This window comes from Massilia sp. UYP32 (assembly GCF_050434365.1).
GTDB classification, from domain to species: Bacteria; Pseudomonadota; Gammaproteobacteria; order Burkholderiales; family Burkholderiaceae_D; genus Telluria; species Telluria timonae.
Window position 1 is genome coordinate 151,231 of sequence record NZ_JBNDIK010000014.1, and the last position, 14,615, is coordinate 165,845.

Annotated in this window: 14 protein-coding genes; 12 read left to right on the forward strand and 2 right to left on the reverse strand. The window is 64.5% G+C overall.

The annotated features are described in order from the left end of the window. Positions 1 to 29 precede the first annotated feature (29 nt). Both ABIB42_RS13125 and ABIB42_RS13130 read right to left on the reverse strand, forming a co-directional pair. Positions 30 to 461: an OsmC family protein gene (locus ABIB42_RS13125; protein WP_005664904.1), complete on the reverse strand. Its 432-nt coding sequence runs from the start codon at positions 459 to 461 to the stop codon at positions 30 to 32. 3 nt (positions 462 to 464) lie between these two features. Next, on the reverse strand, positions 465 to 785 hold the full coding sequence (locus ABIB42_RS13130) for a hypothetical protein (RefSeq protein ID WP_005664905.1): 321 nt from the start codon (positions 783 to 785) through the stop codon (positions 465 to 467). Between the two features lie 145 nt (positions 786 to 930). Between ABIB42_RS13130 and ABIB42_RS13135 the strand changes: the two genes are divergently transcribed. From ABIB42_RS13135 to ABIB42_RS13190, 12 genes are all read left to right on the forward strand, one after another. After that, complete coding sequence (locus ABIB42_RS13135) at positions 931 to 1,839, forward strand: DUF3667 domain-containing protein (RefSeq protein WP_219861516.1); 909 nt, start codon at positions 931 to 933, stop codon at positions 1,837 to 1,839. Positions 1,840 to 1,970: 131 nt separating this feature from the next. Further along, positions 1,971 to 2,873 carry an NAD kinase gene (locus ABIB42_RS13140; RefSeq protein ID WP_219861514.1) on the forward strand — a complete coding sequence of 301 codons (903 nt, stop codon included), beginning with the start codon at positions 1,971 to 1,973 and terminating at the stop codon, positions 2,871 to 2,873. A 66-nt stretch (positions 2,874 to 2,939) separates the two neighbouring features. Next, positions 2,940 to 4,604 carry a DNA repair protein RecN gene (recN, locus tag ABIB42_RS13145; protein ID WP_184236589.1) on the forward strand — a complete coding sequence of 555 codons (1,665 nt, stop codon included), beginning with the start codon at positions 2,940 to 2,942 and terminating at the stop codon, positions 4,602 to 4,604. Between the two features lie 277 nt (positions 4,605 to 4,881). Next, on the forward strand, positions 4,882 to 5,310 hold the full coding sequence (locus ABIB42_RS13150) for an organic hydroperoxide resistance protein (RefSeq protein WP_005664912.1): 429 nt from the start codon (positions 4,882 to 4,884) through the stop codon (positions 5,308 to 5,310). Between the two features lie 136 nt (positions 5,311 to 5,446). After that, complete coding sequence (gene hemH / locus ABIB42_RS13155; protein ID WP_005664914.1) at positions 5,447 to 6,550, forward strand: ferrochelatase; 1,104 nt, start codon at positions 5,447 to 5,449, stop codon at positions 6,548 to 6,550. Positions 6,551 to 6,787: 237 nt separating this feature from the next. Further along, the gene (grpE, locus tag ABIB42_RS13160) at positions 6,788 to 7,363 is read left to right on the forward strand and encodes a nucleotide exchange factor GrpE (protein WP_005664916.1); all 576 of its coding nucleotides are present in this window, start codon (positions 6,788 to 6,790) and stop codon (positions 7,361 to 7,363) included. A 121-nt stretch (positions 7,364 to 7,484) separates the two neighbouring features. Continuing rightward, positions 7,485 to 9,434: a molecular chaperone DnaK gene (gene dnaK, locus ABIB42_RS13165; RefSeq protein WP_005664918.1), complete on the forward strand. Its 1,950-nt coding sequence runs from the start codon at positions 7,485 to 7,487 to the stop codon at positions 9,432 to 9,434. Positions 9,435 to 9,549: 115 nt separating this feature from the next. Further along, positions 9,550 to 10,680: a molecular chaperone DnaJ gene (gene dnaJ / locus ABIB42_RS13170; protein ID WP_005664920.1), complete on the forward strand. Its 1,131-nt coding sequence runs from the start codon at positions 9,550 to 9,552 to the stop codon at positions 10,678 to 10,680. Between the two features lie 223 nt (positions 10,681 to 10,903). Continuing rightward, on the forward strand, positions 10,904 to 11,602 hold the full coding sequence (can, locus tag ABIB42_RS13175; protein WP_005664922.1) for a carbonate dehydratase: 699 nt from the start codon (positions 10,904 to 10,906) through the stop codon (positions 11,600 to 11,602). Further along, positions 11,580 to 11,948, forward strand: a complete 369-nt coding sequence (locus ABIB42_RS13180; protein ID WP_005664923.1) for a nucleotide pyrophosphohydrolase — start codon at positions 11,580 to 11,582, stop codon at positions 11,946 to 11,948. The genes can and ABIB42_RS13180 overlap by 23 nt, the downstream gene beginning before the upstream one ends. A gap of 326 nt (positions 11,949 to 12,274) precedes the next feature. Next, entirely contained in the window at positions 12,275 to 13,054 is a 780-nt protein-coding gene (locus ABIB42_RS13185) for a gamma-glutamyl-gamma-aminobutyrate hydrolase family protein (protein ID WP_071361230.1), read from the forward strand. An 80-nt stretch (positions 13,055 to 13,134) separates the two neighbouring features. Continuing rightward, positions 13,135 to 14,505, forward strand: coding sequence for a glutamine synthetase family protein (locus tag ABIB42_RS13190; protein ID WP_071361231.1), 1,371 nt, complete (start codon positions 13,135 to 13,137; stop codon positions 14,503 to 14,505). Positions 14,506 to 14,615 lie beyond the last annotated feature (110 nt).

Genomic DNA, 14,615 nt, shown 5'->3' on the forward strand with positions numbered 1-14,615 from the left:
GCAGGCAGGACGGCCCGCGGCGCGCCGGATCAGTTCTCGAGCCTGGCGTCGAGCGTGATCTTGGCATTCAGCAGCTTCGACACCGGGCAGTTTTCCTTGGCCGTGGTGGCCGCCTTGTCGAAGGCTTCCTGGCTGGCTCCCGGGATCTTGGCCACCAGGTCGAGGTGCACGGCCGTGATCGAGAAGCCGCCCTCGACCTTTTCCATCGACACCGTCGCCTTGGTGCGCAGCTCGTCGGCGGTCAAGCCGGCCTGGCCCAGCTGGCCCGACAGCGCCATCGTGAAGCAGCCCGCGTGCGCCGCGCCGATCAGCTCTTCGGGATTGGTGCCCGGCGCGTCTTCGAAGCGGGTATTGAAGCCGTAGGGCTGGTCCTTGAGCGCGCCGCTGCCGGTCGAGACCTGGCCCTTGCCGTCCTTGAGGCCGCCGCTCCAGACGGCGCTGCCATCGCGTTTGATCGTCATCTGTTATTTCCTTTCCGTGTCGTTGTCTTCGGGCGCCGGTTCGGCGTCATGGTCGCGCATGTCGCGGTGGCGGTCGGGCTGCGGCGCGGCCTGGCCGGTCGCGCCGGGGGCCGGATCGACCGCCTCCGAAATGCCGGGCGTGTTGCGCGAATCGGTATCGACCAGGCCCTGCTCGAGGTCCTTGGCCGCCTGCTTCATGACGCCGCGCGGTTCCTGGTCTTGCCCGTCCGGCGTCTCGTCGCGTTCATGCGGCTGGCGTTTGACGCCATCGTTGCTCATCGGTTCCTTGGTATTGACGAACCGGTCCTTGGTTTCGGTCACCATGGTGCTCTCCTTTGCATTTTCGTCATCATCATCGTAACTGCCTGTCGGTGAATGAGTCGCGCAATTGAACCTCGTAATTTGATGATGCTTTTTTGCAATTACACGGCTAAGATGGGAAGGTGAACGTACTGACGGAAGGCGCGCCTTGAGCACCGACACCCTGATCCACGACGCCGGCATCGCCTGCAAGAACTGCGGTACGACTACGCAAGGCAATTACTGCCAGCAGTGCGGGCAAGCCACCCACCTGCACGTGCCGAGCGCGCGCGAATTCCTGCACGAGTTCATCGCCCACTACCTGGCGCTGGAGGGCAAGCTGTGGAAGTCGCTGGCCCTGCTGATCGCCAAGCCGGGTTTGCTGACCTGCGAATACATCGAGGGCCGCCGCGTGCGCTACCTGGAGCCGCTGCGCCTCTACCTCACCTTCAGCATCATTTTCTTTACGGTGTTCAAGTTCAGTGGCGTCGAGGTGGCGAACATCGACGAACCCCCGCCGGCCCTGTCCGCCGCAGTGGCGGAGGGACGTGCCAAGGAGACTGTGCTGGGCCCGGTCGTGGGGATAGACGCCGCCGAATATGAAAGAGTCCTGGGCCAGCTCAATAAGCGGGCCAGCGGCCTGCATCCCGTGCTGCGCGATCGCATCGCGCGCTTTCTGGCGATGACGCCGGCCGGGCAGAAGACGGTGATCAAACAGGCGTTTTTCAGCTACACGCCTTATGCGATCTTCGCCATGATGCCGCTGTTCGCGCTCTATCTGAAGATCCTGTACCTTGGCAGCGGGCGCCGCTACGGCGAGCATTTCCTGTTCGCCCTCCACGTGAATGCTTTTGCCTTCCTGATGCTGTCGGTCATGATCCTGGTGCCGGAAACCTGGAAATTCATTACCTTCGCGCTGCTACTGTGGCTGGTGTTCTACCTTCCGGCGGCGATGCGTCGCGTCTACGAGAGCGGCTGGGTGGGCACCATACTGCGCTGGATCGTACTGATCTTCGCCCACATCGTGACCCTGGTCTCGGCCGTATTGACCGTCATGGTCATGGCAATGATGGGCTGAATCCGGATGCTCTTGCCGGGCAGGGGCGGCGCCAGCTATACTGTTCATCTATACAGTCATTGCCGAGCGCCGTATGGCAGCCGCAGGGATTATCGGTTAATCTCCAGCGTACCTTAACCACAGAGACCGTCATGCCCGCTTCGCCCCAACCGCAACAGATCATCGCGCTCGTGGTGCGGCACAATACGGCGGGCGTCGAAGAGCCGGTCGGCCGCATCCGCGATTTCCTGCAAGAGGCGGGCTACCGCGTGGTGTTCGAGGCCGATACCGCGGCGCACCTGCAACTGGATAACATCGATTCGATGACCGTGGCCGAGATCGGCGCGCAGGCGAAGATCGGGATCGTGGTCGGCGGCGACGGCACCATGCTCGGCATCGCGCGCCAGCTGGCCGAGTACGACATTCCCCTGGTCGGCATCAACCTGGGCCGGCTCGGCTTCATCACCGACATTCCGCTCGACGACATGCTGCCGGCGCTCGGCGCGATCCTGCAAGGCCGCTCGCGCGCCGAGAAACGCACCCTGCTCGAGGCGCGCGTCATGCGCGGCGGCGAGCAGATCTTCTGCAGCGTGGCCGTCAACGACGTGGTCGTGGCGCGCGGCACCGGCGCCGGCATGGTCGAACTCAAGCTGACCGTCGACGGTCAATTCATGTACAACCAGCGTTCGGATGGCCTGATCGTGTCCACGCCCACCGGCTCCACGGCCTACGCGCTGTCGGCGGGCGGGCCGCTGCTGCATCCGAGCCTTGGCGGCACGGTGCTGGTGCCGATCGCGCCGCATGCGCTGTCGAACCGGCCGATCGTGGTGCCGGATACCAGCGAGATCGTGGTCGAACTGGTCAGCGGACGCGACATCAGCGTGAACTTCGACATGCAGACCTTCACCAGCCTGCAACTGGGTGACTGCATCGTCATTTCGCGCTCACCGCACACGATCACCTTCCTGCATCCGCTCGACTGGAGCTATTACCACACGCTGCGCCAGAAGCTGCACTGGAACGAATACCCCACCAACGACGGCAGGCTCAAGTAAGACGCCGGAATTGTCCGCCCGACTTGTTCGCCACAGAATCGCCAATCACCGGAGACCCGATTTTTCATGCTGCGCACACTGACCATCCGCGACTTCGTCATCGTCGACGCGATCGAACTGGAGTTCTCGAACGGCTTTTCGGTGTTCACCGGCGAGACCGGCGCCGGCAAGTCGATCCTGATCGATGCGCTGCAGCTGGCGCTGGGCGGACGCGGCGACGCCAGCATGGTGCGCGAAGGCGCCGCCAAGGCCGACATCACGGCCGATTTTTCGCCGACCGCGGCGGCGTCGCGCTGGCTCGAGCAGCATGAATTCAGCGTCGAGGAGGGCGGGGCGCTGCTGCGCCGCGTGATCGACAACGCCGGCCGCTCCAAGGCCTATATCAATGGCGTGGCGGCAACCGCGGCCCAGCTGCGCGACCTGGGCGAGCTGCTGGTCGACATCCACGGCCAGCATGCCCACCAATCGCTGCTCAAGCCGGACGCCCAGCGCGCGCTGCTCGACAACCAGATCGCGGTGCGCGATCCGCAGGCGCGCATCGAGGCGCAAGAGGTGTCGCAAGCCTGGCGCGCCTGGCGCGCGCTGGTGCGCCAGCGCGAAGAATACGAGGCCAATGCCAAGAACGTGCTGATCGAGCGCGAGCGCCTCGAGTGGCAGGTCAGCGAGCTCGACAAGCTGGCGCCGAAGGCCGGCGAATGGGTCGAGATCAGCAATGAGCACAGCCGCCTGTCGCACGCCGCCAGCCTGCTCGAAGGCGCCCAGGAAGCCTTGGCCGCGATCTCGGAATCGGAGCATCCGATCCTGTCGCAGCTGTCCTCGCTCAATGCCAAGCTCGGCAAGCTGGTCGACGTCGACGCCCAGCTGCAGGCGGTGCTCGACTGCATGGAGCCGGCCCGCATCCAGCTGCAAGAGGCCGTATCGGAGCTGAACAACTATATCGACAAGGTCGAGCTCGACCCTGAGCGCCTGCGCGACGTCGATGCCCGCATGGACGCCCTGCACAGCGCCGCGCGCAAGTACCGCGTGACGCCCGAAGAACTGCCCGAGGAACACGCGGCGCTCGGCGCCAAGCTGCGCCAGCTGGCCGACGCCACCGATATCGAGGGCTTGCGCAAGCAGGAAGACAAGGCCAGGGCCGTCTACATGGACGTGGCCGGGCGCCTGTCGGCGCGCCGCGTCAAGGCCGCCGCCGAACTGGGCGCGCAAGTGACGGCCGCGATGCAGGAGCTCAGCATGAGCGGCGGCAGCTTCGCCATCGGCCTGAACAGCGGCGAGCCGGGCGCGCATGGCCTCGAACAGGTGGAATTCCTGGTCGCCGGCCACGCCGGCGTGGCGCCGCGTCCGCTGGCCAAGGTGGCCTCGGGCGGCGAACTGGCGCGCATCTCGCTGGCGATCTCGGTGATCACCTCGAACGCGACCACGGTGCCGACCCTGATCTTCGACGAGGTCGACACCGGCATCGGCGGCGGCGTGGCCGAAGTGGTGGGGCGCCTGTTGAAGCGCCTGGGCCAGCAGCGGCAAGTGCTGTGCGTGACCCACTTGCCGCAGGTGGCGAGCCAGGCCAACCAGCATTTCCAGGTGGCCAAGGGCACGACGGGCGAGGGCCGCACCGTGTCGCGCATCGACGTGCTCGACAGCCGCGCGCGGGTGGAAGAGGTGGCGCGCATGCTGGGTGGGATCGAGATCACCGAAACCACGCGCAAGCATGCGCGGGAGTTGCTCGCTTCCTGACATCGGCCAGCAGCCCCAGCACGTCGTTCCCGCGGAGGCGGGAACCAAAGTGGCCCGCGTTGACGCTCCGCTTGAAGGTATTGGCGGTGCGGAGGACTTGGGTTCCCTTCTCCGCGGGAACGACGTATTCAAGGCGTGGGCAGCAGCATAGCGTCCGGTTTGCACCTATCCAATTAGTTGTCATGCCGCTTTCTTCATTCTGTGGCAGAGTGACGTTCGACCTGCGGCCTTCACGCCGCAGCATCGTTCGCCACCCCCAACCATGGAAGGAATTCGCATGAGCATCGAAAAAGTCCTGTACCGCGCCCAAGCCACCTCGCAAGGCGGCCGTGAAGGCACCTCGAAAAGTTCCGATGGCGTTCTTGACCTGAAACTGAGCACGCCGAAGGAACTCGGCGGTGGCGGCGGCCCGGGCACGAATCCGGAGCAGCTGTTCGCGGCCGGCTATTCGGCCTGCTTCCTTGGCGCCCTCAAATTCGTGGCCGGCCAGGCCAAGGTCGCGCTGCCGCAAGACCTGACCATCACCGGCGACGTCGGCATCGGCCAGATCCCGACCGGCTTCGGCATCGAAGTCGACCTCACCATCAAGGCCCCGGGCATGGACCAGGCCCAGCTGCAAGAGCTGGTCGACAAGGCCCATATCGTGTGCCCGTACTCGAACGCCACCCGTGGCAATATCGACGTGCGCCTGCACGTGAACACTTGATTCTGGCGGCATAAGACGTGTCCGTGGCGCAAGCGCCACGCAAGGCGGTGGCGGCGCCCTCGCAAAAAGAGGGCGCCGCCTGCCGGGTCGGCAGGCTGCACTTATAATAGGCAGGTCCTGTCAACATCCCTCATGTATGCCATTCCGTAAAGAACCGCCTCACATCCACGGCAGCGTGTCGCGCAGCGCGATCGTCCTGGTCAACCTCGGCACGCCGGACGAGCCCACCCGTTCCAGCGTGCGCCGCTACCTGAAGCAGTTCCTGTCCGATCCGCGCGTGGTCGAGATCCCCAGCCGCATCTGGTGGGTCATCCTGAACCTGTTCATCCTGCCGTTCCGTTCCGGCCAGTCGGCCGCCAAATACCGCACCATCTGGACCCGCGAAGGCTCGCCCCTGCGCATCCACACCGCCCAGCAGGCCGCAAAACTGCAGGCGTTGCTGGCCGAACGCGGCCACGAAGACGTCAAGGTGGCGATGGCCATGCGCTACGGCACGCCGTCCCTGCCCGACGTGCTCGATCAACTGAAGGCCGATGGGTGCGACCGCATCGTCGTGCTGCCCGCCTACCCGCAATATTCCGGCACCACCACCGCCTCGATCTGGGACGCGGTGTTCAAGCATTATGGCCAGGTGCGCAACGTGCCCGAGCTGCGCCTGGTGAAGCACTACCACGACCATGAAGGCTATATCAACGCGCTGCGCGACAGCGTGCAGGCCCACTGGGACGCCCACGGCCGCGGCCAGAAGCTGGTGATGAGCTTCCACGGCACGCCCAAGCGCACCCTGGAGCTGGGCGACCCGTACTTCTGCGAATGCCAGAAGACCGGGCGCCTGCTGGCCGACGCGCTCGGGCTCGGGCCGGACGACTACCTGGTCACCTTCCAGTCGCGCTTCGGCAAGGCCGAATGGCTGCAGCCGTACACCGCGCCGACCGTGCAGCAGCTGGCGCGTGACGGCGTCGAGCGCATCGACGTGCTGTGCCCGGGCTTCACCAGCGACTGCCTCGAGACGCTGGAAGAGATCTCGATGGAAGTGCGGCACGATTTCGAAGCCAATGGCGGCAAGCAATTCCACTACATCCCCTGCCTGAACGCCTCGCCGTCCTGGATCCACGGCATGGCCGAGATCGCCGAGCAGCACCTGATCGGCTGGTCCACGATCCAGACCCCGGCCCAGCGCGAGGCCCGCCGCCTCGACGCCGAGCGTGGCGCGCAAAACGCGGCTCGCCTGGGCGCCTGACCCTCCACATGCCGGCGCTACGCCGGCATGTTTTTACGGACGTCCGCAAGCGCTTGCTTATTGACAACCTGCTAAAATGCCAGGTTGTTGGTGCTGGGTGCCGTGTTTATCTGTTTTTCAGATGCCATCTCTGCAATTCCCCTTGAAATTGTAGGAGATCGCCCCATCTGGGGCGCTGTGTATCGATCCGGATACGTTTCTAACTCAGCCAAGTCCTTGATTCTAGGAGTTTTTCCGATGCAAGACCAAGAAAACAAAGAGGTGCTCGACCAGCAAGCTGGCGAAGCGCCTGCCGCTGACGCCACTGAGGGTGCGACCGCACAAACCGCCGCTCCGGCCGCGCCATCGGCCGAACCGGGCCTCGAAGAACAACTGAGCGCGACCGAAGCCAAGCTGGCCGAGATGCATGACGCCTTCATGCGCGCCAAGGCCGAAGCGGACAATATCCGCCGCCGCGCCCAGGAAGACGTGAGCAAGGCCCACAAATTCGCTATCGAAAGCTTCGCCGAGGCCATGGTGCCGGTGCGCGACAGCCTGGAAATGGCCGTCAAGGTCGAAGCCCCGACGGTCGAGTCGATCAAGGAAGGCGTCGAAATGACCCTCAAGCAGCTCACCGCCGCGTTCGAGAAGAACCGCCTGGTCGAAGTGATGCCGCAGGCGGGCGACAAGCTGGACCCGAACAAGCACCAGGCCGTGGCCGTCGTGCCGTCGGAACAGGAAGCCAATACCGTGGTCACCGTGCTGCAGAAGGGCTATATGATCGCCGACCGCCTGCTGCGTCCGGCCATCGTGACCGCCGCAGCGCCGAAATAAGGAGCCGCAGCGGCATCTGTGTGTGTTCTAACTGACGCTGTCAACTGAGCCACTTGAAAGCACGCTGCCCCTTCCCAATATTGAATCCATCAGAAATTCACAAATACTAAAGGAACACATCATGGGCAAAATCATCGGTATCGACCTGGGCACCACCAACTCCTGCGTCGCCATCATGGAAAACGGTACCCCGAAGGTGATCGAGAACGCCGAAGGCGCGCGTACCACGCCGTCGATCATCGCCTACCAGGAAGACGGCGAGATCCTCGTCGGCGCGCCGGCCAAGCGCCAGGCCGTCACCAACCCGAAGAACACCCTGTTCGCCGTCAAGCGCCTCATCGGCCGCAAGTTCGACGAGAAGGAAGTGCAGAAAGACATCTCGCTGATGCCATACCAGATCGTCAAGGCCGACAACGGCGACGCCTGGGTCGGCGTGCGCGACAAGAAACTGGCAGCCCAGCAGATCTCGGCTGAAGTCCTGCGCAAGATGAAGAAGACCGCCGAGGACTACCTGGGCGAAGAAGTCACCGAAGCCGTCATCACCGTGCCGGCCTACTTCAACGACTCGCAGCGCCAGGCGACCAAGGACGCCGGCCGCATCGCCGGCCTGGACGTCAAGCGCATCATCAACGAGCCGACCGCGGCCGCGCTGGCATTCGGCCTGGACAAGACCGACAAGGGCGACCGCAAGATCGCCGTGTATGACCTGGGCGGCGGCACCTTCGACGTCTCGATCATCGAGATCGCGGACGTGGACGGCGAGAAGCAGTTCGAAGTGCTGTCGACCAACGGCGACACCTTCCTGGGCGGCGAAGACTTCGACCAGCGCGTGATCGACTACATCATCGACGAATTCAAGAAGATCAACGGCCTCGACCTGTCGAAAGACCCGATCGCCCTGCAGCGCATCAAGGCGTCGGCCGAGCGCGCCAAGATCGAACTGTCGTCGTCGCAGCAGACCGAAATCAACGAGCCGTACATCGCCATGGCGAACGGCGCGCCGGTCCACCTGAACCTCAAGATTACCCGCGCCAAGCTCGAATCGCTGGTCGAGGAACTGATCGCCAAGACCATCGAGCCATGCCGCATCGCGATCAAGGATGCCGGCGTCAAGGTCTCGGACATCGACGACATCATCCTGGTCGGCGGCATGACCCGCATGCCGAAGGTGCAAGAGAAAGTTAAAGAGTTCTTCGGCAAGGATGCGCGCAAGGACGTGAACCCGGACGAAGCCGTCGCCGTCGGCGCCGCCATCCAGGGCTCGGTCCTGTCGGGCGAGCGCAAGGACCTGCTGCTGCTGGACGTGACCCCGCTGTCGCTGGGCATCGAGACCCTGGGCGGCGTGATGACCAAGATGATCCACAAGAACACCACGATCCCGACCAAGTTCTCGCAGGTGTTCTCGACCGCCGACGACAACCAGCCGGCCGTGACCATCAAGGTCTACCAGGGCGAGCGTGAAATCGCGCAGGGCAACAAGAGCCTGGGCGAGTTCAACCTGGAAGGCATCCCGCCGGCAGCACGCGGCACCCCGCAGATCGAAGTGACCTTCGACATCGACGCCAACGGCATCCTGCACGTCGGCGCGAAAGACAAGGCCACCGGCAAGGAAAACAAGATCACCATCAAGGCCAACTCGGGCCTGTCGGAAGAAGAAATCCAGAAGATGGTGAAGGACGCCGAGCTGAACGCCGAAGAAGACAAGAAGGTCAAGGAACTGGCCGAAGCCCGTAACCAGGGCGACGCGCTGGTCCACTCGACCCGCAAGTCGCTGACCGAATACGGCGACAAGCTGGACGCGGCCGAGAAAGAGAAGATCGAAGCGGCGATCACCGACCTGGAAGGCGCGATCAAGAGCGGCGACAAGGCCGACATCGACGCCAAGACCGCGGCCCTGTCGAGCGCAGCGCAATCGCTGGGCGAGAAGATGTACGCCGACATGCAGGCGCAGCAAGCTGGCGGCGCGGGCGCCGCGGGCGCGGGCGCCGGCGCGGCCGGTGGCGAACAGTCGGCCAAGCAGGACGACGACGTGGTCGACGCCGACTTCAAGGAAGTGAAGGACGCCAAGTAAGCGTCTTTGGCGCGGGAACGAACAGCTTCCCGCGCACAGGCCGAGCCGACACCTTCACTGGTCATCGGCTCGGTTTTTTTGTCAGAGATACAGCAGATAACTTTAGGTGCCGACCATGGCGAAGCGTGATTTTTACGAGATCCTCGGGGTCGCAAAGGGTGCGTCGGAAGACGAGATCAAGAAGTCGTATCGCAAGCTTGCGATGAAGTACCACCCTGACCGCAACCCGGACAACAAGGAAGCGGAAGAGAAGTTCAAGGAGGTCAAAGAGGCCTACGAGATGCTGACCAATCCGGAGAAGCGCGAAGCGTATGACCGCTACGGTCACGCCGGCGTCGACCCGAACAGCGGCATGGGCGGCGGCTTCGGCGGCGGCGCCGGCGGTTTCGGCGATGCCTTCGGCGACATCTTCGGCGACATCTTCGGCGGCGGCCGTGGCGGCCGCGGCGGCGGTCCGCAGGTGTACCGCGGCGCCGACCTGCGCTACAACCTCGAGATCACGCTGGAACAGGCGGCCCACGGCTTCGACACCACCATCCGCGTGCCGAGCTGGGACAAGTGCGACACCTGCCACGGCAGCGGCGCCAAGCCGGGCACCCAGCCCGTGACCTGCACCACCTGCGCCGGCCACGGCCAGGTGCGCATGCAGCAGGGCTTCTTCAGCATCCAGCAGACCTGCCCGAAATGCCATGGCAGCGGCAAGATCATCCCCGAGCCGTGCGCGGCCTGCGGCGGCGCCGGACGCATCAAGCGCAACAAGACGCTGGAAGTGAAGATCCCGGCCGGTATCGACAACGGCATGCGCATCCGCTCGTCGGGCAATGGCGAGCCGGGCACCAACGGCGGGCCGCCGGGCGACCTGTATGTGGAGATCCACATCAAGCAGCACGCGGTGTTCCAGCGCGAAGGCGACGACCTGCATTGCGAAATGCCGATCTCGTTTTCCAAGGCGGCCCTGGGCGGCGAGATCGAGGTGCCGACGCTCACCGGCAAGGTGTCGTTCACGGTGCCCGAAGGCACCCAGACCGGCAAGACCTTCCGCCTGAAGGGCAAGGGCATCAAGAACGTGCGCTCGGGTTACACCGGCGACCTGTTCTGCCACGTGGCGGTAGAGACCCCGGTCAAGCTGACCGACAAGCAGAAGGAACTGCTGCGCGAGTTCGACCGCCTCACCAGCGAAGGCGGTTCCAAGCACAGCCCGCAAAGCAAGGGCTGGATGGACAAGGTCAAGGACTTCTTCGAATAAGCATCCCTTACCGCCGACAGCGCGAGCATCGGCGGTTTTTTTTGCCTGCCGGCTTGGCAATATGCCAACCGGTCGCGCCGGGGCCGCGCAGCACGTGCCGGGACCGCGCCCATCAACACTGTTACACTTCGTGTATTTTGAGGAGTGCCTCGCCAAGCGCCTGCGCAGAACGGGCCTGGCAACGTCCCGCGCGGGACGGCAACACACAGCATAAGGAATCACAATGGACAAGTACAAGACCAAGGGACTGACCGCGGCGGAGCTGTTCGAACGGAACCGTACCTGGGCCGCCTCGATGGTGGCCGAAGACCCGAACTTCTTCAAGGCGCTGCAAGACCAGCAGGCGCCCGAATACCTGTGGATCGGCTGCTCGGACAGCCGCGTGCCCGCCAACGAACTGCTGGGCATGGCGCCGGGCGAACTGTTCGTCCACCGCAACATCGCCAACGTGGTCGTGCACTCCGACCTGAACTGCCTCTCGGTGCTGCAGTTCGCGATCGACGTGCTCAAGGTCAAGCACATCATCATCTGCGGCCACTACGGCTGCTCGGGCGTGCATGCGGCGCTGACCGACGGCCGCGTCGGCCTGGCCGACAACTGGCTCGGCCACGTGCGCGACGTGCGCGACAAGCATGGCAAATACCTGGGCAACGTGGTCGGCCGCGCCGCCACCAACCGCCTGGTCGAACTGAACGTGGCCGAGCAGGTCATGAACACGGCCCACACCACCATCGTGCGCGACGCCTGGGAACGCGGCCAGCCGCTGACCATCCACAGCTGGGTGTACGGCGTGCACGACGGCCTGTTGCGCGACCTGGGCATCACCATCAGCAGCTTCGAGGAAATCACGCCGAAGCTCGAGCGTGTGCTGAACGGCTACGTGGACGGCGGAGAGGTGCGTGACGAACGCCGCGGACAGTGATCTCGCGCGCCTGCGCGACCTCGTTCGCGTATTCGTGGACGAGCGCGACTGGGACCAGTTCCACACGCCCAAGAACCTCGCCTCGGCCCTGAGCGTCGAGGCGGCCGAGCTGCTGGAGCATTTCCAGTGGCTGCAGACGGGCCGCGCCGAGGAGCTCGGCGCTGCCAAGCTCAAGGAAGTGCGCCACGAGATGGCCGACGTGCTGGTCTACCTGGTGCGGCTGGCCGACAAGCTGGACGTCGATCTGTTCCAGGCGGTCGAAGAAAAGATGGTGCTCAATCGCGCCAAGTATCCGGCCGAGCTCGTCCGTGGCGATATGCGCAAGTACGACGAGTACGAGAAGTAGAAAGGCTTCGCCTTCACGTATCCACCGGGCGTCGGCATCCCGCCGACGCCCACCCCTCCAGCAGTACCGCGATCGCCATCCCTGGCGCTGGCCCCTGTCCTTGAACCCCACAATTGCTTCATAAAGATTTCGTGACAGCCAGAAACGTGTGGGCCTTCTTTGTCGAATGACATTAAACTTTTGACATTGGAATAGCAGTTTTTGAGCAGATCGGCAGGAGAGCCGCCGCCGTGGATCCCATGGCGCTTGATCTGGATTAAAGGCCCTCGCGCAGGACCGGATTGCCCGTACCATGGTCTCGCGCGCTCGAACACAAGGTAGAAACCATGCGCCCCATCGTCATCGTTCCCGCATGCACGCGTGATTTCGGCGAACACCCGTACCACGCGGCCCAGCACAAATACGTCGACGCCGTCACCCTCGGCGCCGATTGCGCGTCCCTGATCCTGCCGTCGCTTGGCGCGTCGCTGGACCTGGACACCCTGTTCGCCACTATCGACGGCATCATGCTGACCGGTTCGGCATCGAATGTGCATCCCAGTTATTACTCTGAAGAAGTGCTCGATCCCTCGCTGCCGCAAGACCCGGCGCGCGACCAGACCACCTTGCCGCTGATCCGCGAGGCGGTGCGGCGCGGCGTGCCGATCATTGCGATCTGCCGCGGCTTCCAGGAGATGAACGTGGCGCTGGGCGGCAGCCTGCACCAGGCGGTGCAAAGCGTGGCCGGCAAGTTCGACCACCGCGAGAATCCCGAGCTGGGCATGGACGAGCAGTATGGCGACGCGCACAACGTCAGCCTGTGCCCCGGCGGCCTGCTGGAACGCATCCTGGGCGTGCCCGAGATTCCCGTCAATTCGCTGCACGGGCAGGGCGTGAACGAACTGGCGCCCGGCCTGACGGTCGAAGCCTTGGCAGAGGACGGTCTGGTGGAGGCATTCACGGTGTCGAACGCGCCCGGCTTCACGCTGGCCGTGCAGTGGCACCCCGAGTGGCGTATCCAGCACAATCCGTACTCGATGAAGATGTTCGGGGCCTTCGGCCAGGCGTGCCGTGAGTACCATGAGCGGCGCTGCGAAAATCATGACCGGCGCCGGAGCGCCGCATGAGCGCCTCTACCAAGGGGCCGGGATCGCGGCCCCCCGACTCTCCTGCCTGCTGCACCCTTCAACGACAGTGAGGCAACTACATGGCAATTCGCGAAAAGTTCAGCTATACCGATATGGAAGAGTGGCTCGATGCAAAGCGGGTCACCGAGATCGAATGCCTGGTCCCCGACCTGACTGGGGTGGCGCGCGGCAAGATCCTGCCGCGCGTAAAATTCGCCGACGACCGTGGCATGCGCCTGCCCGAGGTGGTGCTGGGCATGACCGTCACCGGCAACACGCCCGAGCGCGACGACGCCTATGAGCGCGCCATTTCCAGCATCGACCGCGACATGATCCTGCGCGCCGACCCGACCACCATCACCATGGTGCCGTGGGCGGCCGATCCCACCGCGCAAGTGATCCACGACTGCTATTACGCCGACGGCCGGCTGGTCGATTTCGCCCCGCGCAGCGTGCTGCGGCGCGTGCTCAAGCTCTATGAGCAGCGCGGCTGGAAGCCGGTGGTGGCGCCCGAGCTGGAGTTTTATCTCACCGCCAAGAACATCGATCCCGACCTGCCGCTGGCGGCCCCGATCGGCCGCAGCGGCCGCGCCGAGACCAGCCGCCAGGTGTACAGCATCGACGCCGTCAACGAATTCGATCCGCTGTTCGAGGACATCTACGATTACTGCGAGATGATGAACCTCGACGTCGACACCCTGATCCACGAGATCGGCGCCGGCCAGATGGAAATCAACTTCCAGCACGGCGAGCCGCTGGGCCTGGCCGACAAGGTCTTCTATTTCAAGCGTACCCTGCGCGAGGCCGCGCTCAAGCACGATATGTACGCCACCTTTATGGCCAAGCCGATGGCGGGCGAACCAGGATCGGCGATGCACGTGCACCAGAGCGTGGTCGATGCCGAGAGCGGCAAGAACATTTTCAGCAACGACGACGGCTCGCCCTCGACGCTGTTCCAGCAGTACATCGGTGGCCTGCAGCGCTATATGCCGTCGGCGATGGCGATCGTCGCGCCTTATGTGAATTCCTACCGCCGCATCGTGCGCGAAACGGCGGCGCCGATCAACCTGCAGTGGGGTATCGACAACCGCACGGTGGGCTTCCGGGTGCCGGTGTCGGGCTCGCAGGATCGCCGGGTCGAGAACCGCGTGATCGGCGCCGACGCCAATCCCTACCTGGCGCTGGCGATCACCCTGGCCTGCGGCTACCTGGGCATGACGGAAGCGATCGAACCGTCACCGATGGTCGAAGGCAATGCCTACGATATGCCGGTGGAGCTGCCGCAGGGCCTGTCCGAAGCGATCACCCTGCTGCGGCGCGAAGACCGGCTGCGCGACGTGCTGGGAGAGCGCTTCATCGACGTCTACACGGCGGTGAAGGAGCTCGAGCACCGCGAGTTCATGCAGGTGATCAGCCCGTGGGAGCGGGAGCATTTGTTGCTGCATGTCTGAGCGGCAGGGGGGGGGGCGGGCGGCGCCCCCCCCGCCCCCCCCGCGGCCCCCCCCCCCCCCCGCCCCGCCGCCCCCGCCGATTAAAAAACCCGCCCCCCCCCCCCCCCCCC

Bases quoted from the DNA above. Each gene is read 5' to 3' on its own strand.
- ABIB42_RS13185 (WP_071361230.1), top strand. From the start codon at position 12,275: ATGCGCCCCATCGTCATCGTTCCCGCATGCACGCGTGATTTCGGCGAA.
- ABIB42_RS13190 (WP_071361231.1), top strand. From the start codon at position 13,135: ATGGCAATTCGCGAAAAGTTCAGCTATACCGATATGGAAGAGTGGCTC.
- ABIB42_RS13150 (WP_005664912.1), top strand. From the start codon at position 4,882: ATGAGCATCGAAAAAGTCCTGTACCGCGCCCAAGCCACCTCGCAAGGC.
- ABIB42_RS13130 (WP_005664905.1), bottom strand. From the start codon at position 785: ATGGTGACCGAAACCAAGGACCGGTTCGTCAATACCAAGGAACCGATG.
- can (WP_005664922.1), top strand. From the start codon at position 10,904: ATGGACAAGTACAAGACCAAGGGACTGACCGCGGCGGAGCTGTTCGAA.
- grpE (WP_005664916.1), top strand. From the start codon at position 6,788: ATGCAAGACCAAGAAAACAAAGAGGTGCTCGACCAGCAAGCTGGCGAA.
- recN (WP_184236589.1), top strand. From the start codon at position 2,940: ATGCTGCGCACACTGACCATCCGCGACTTCGTCATCGTCGACGCGATC.
- ABIB42_RS13125 (WP_005664904.1), bottom strand. From the start codon at position 461: ATGACGATCAAACGCGATGGCAGCGCCGTCTGGAGCGGCGGCCTCAAG.
- hemH (WP_005664914.1), top strand. From the start codon at position 5,447: ATGCCATTCCGTAAAGAACCGCCTCACATCCACGGCAGCGTGTCGCGC.
- ABIB42_RS13140 (WP_219861514.1), top strand. From the start codon at position 1,971: ATGCCCGCTTCGCCCCAACCGCAACAGATCATCGCGCTCGTGGTGCGG.
- dnaJ (WP_005664920.1), top strand. From the start codon at position 9,550: ATGGCGAAGCGTGATTTTTACGAGATCCTCGGGGTCGCAAAGGGTGCG.
- dnaK (WP_005664918.1), top strand. From the start codon at position 7,485: ATGGGCAAAATCATCGGTATCGACCTGGGCACCACCAACTCCTGCGTC.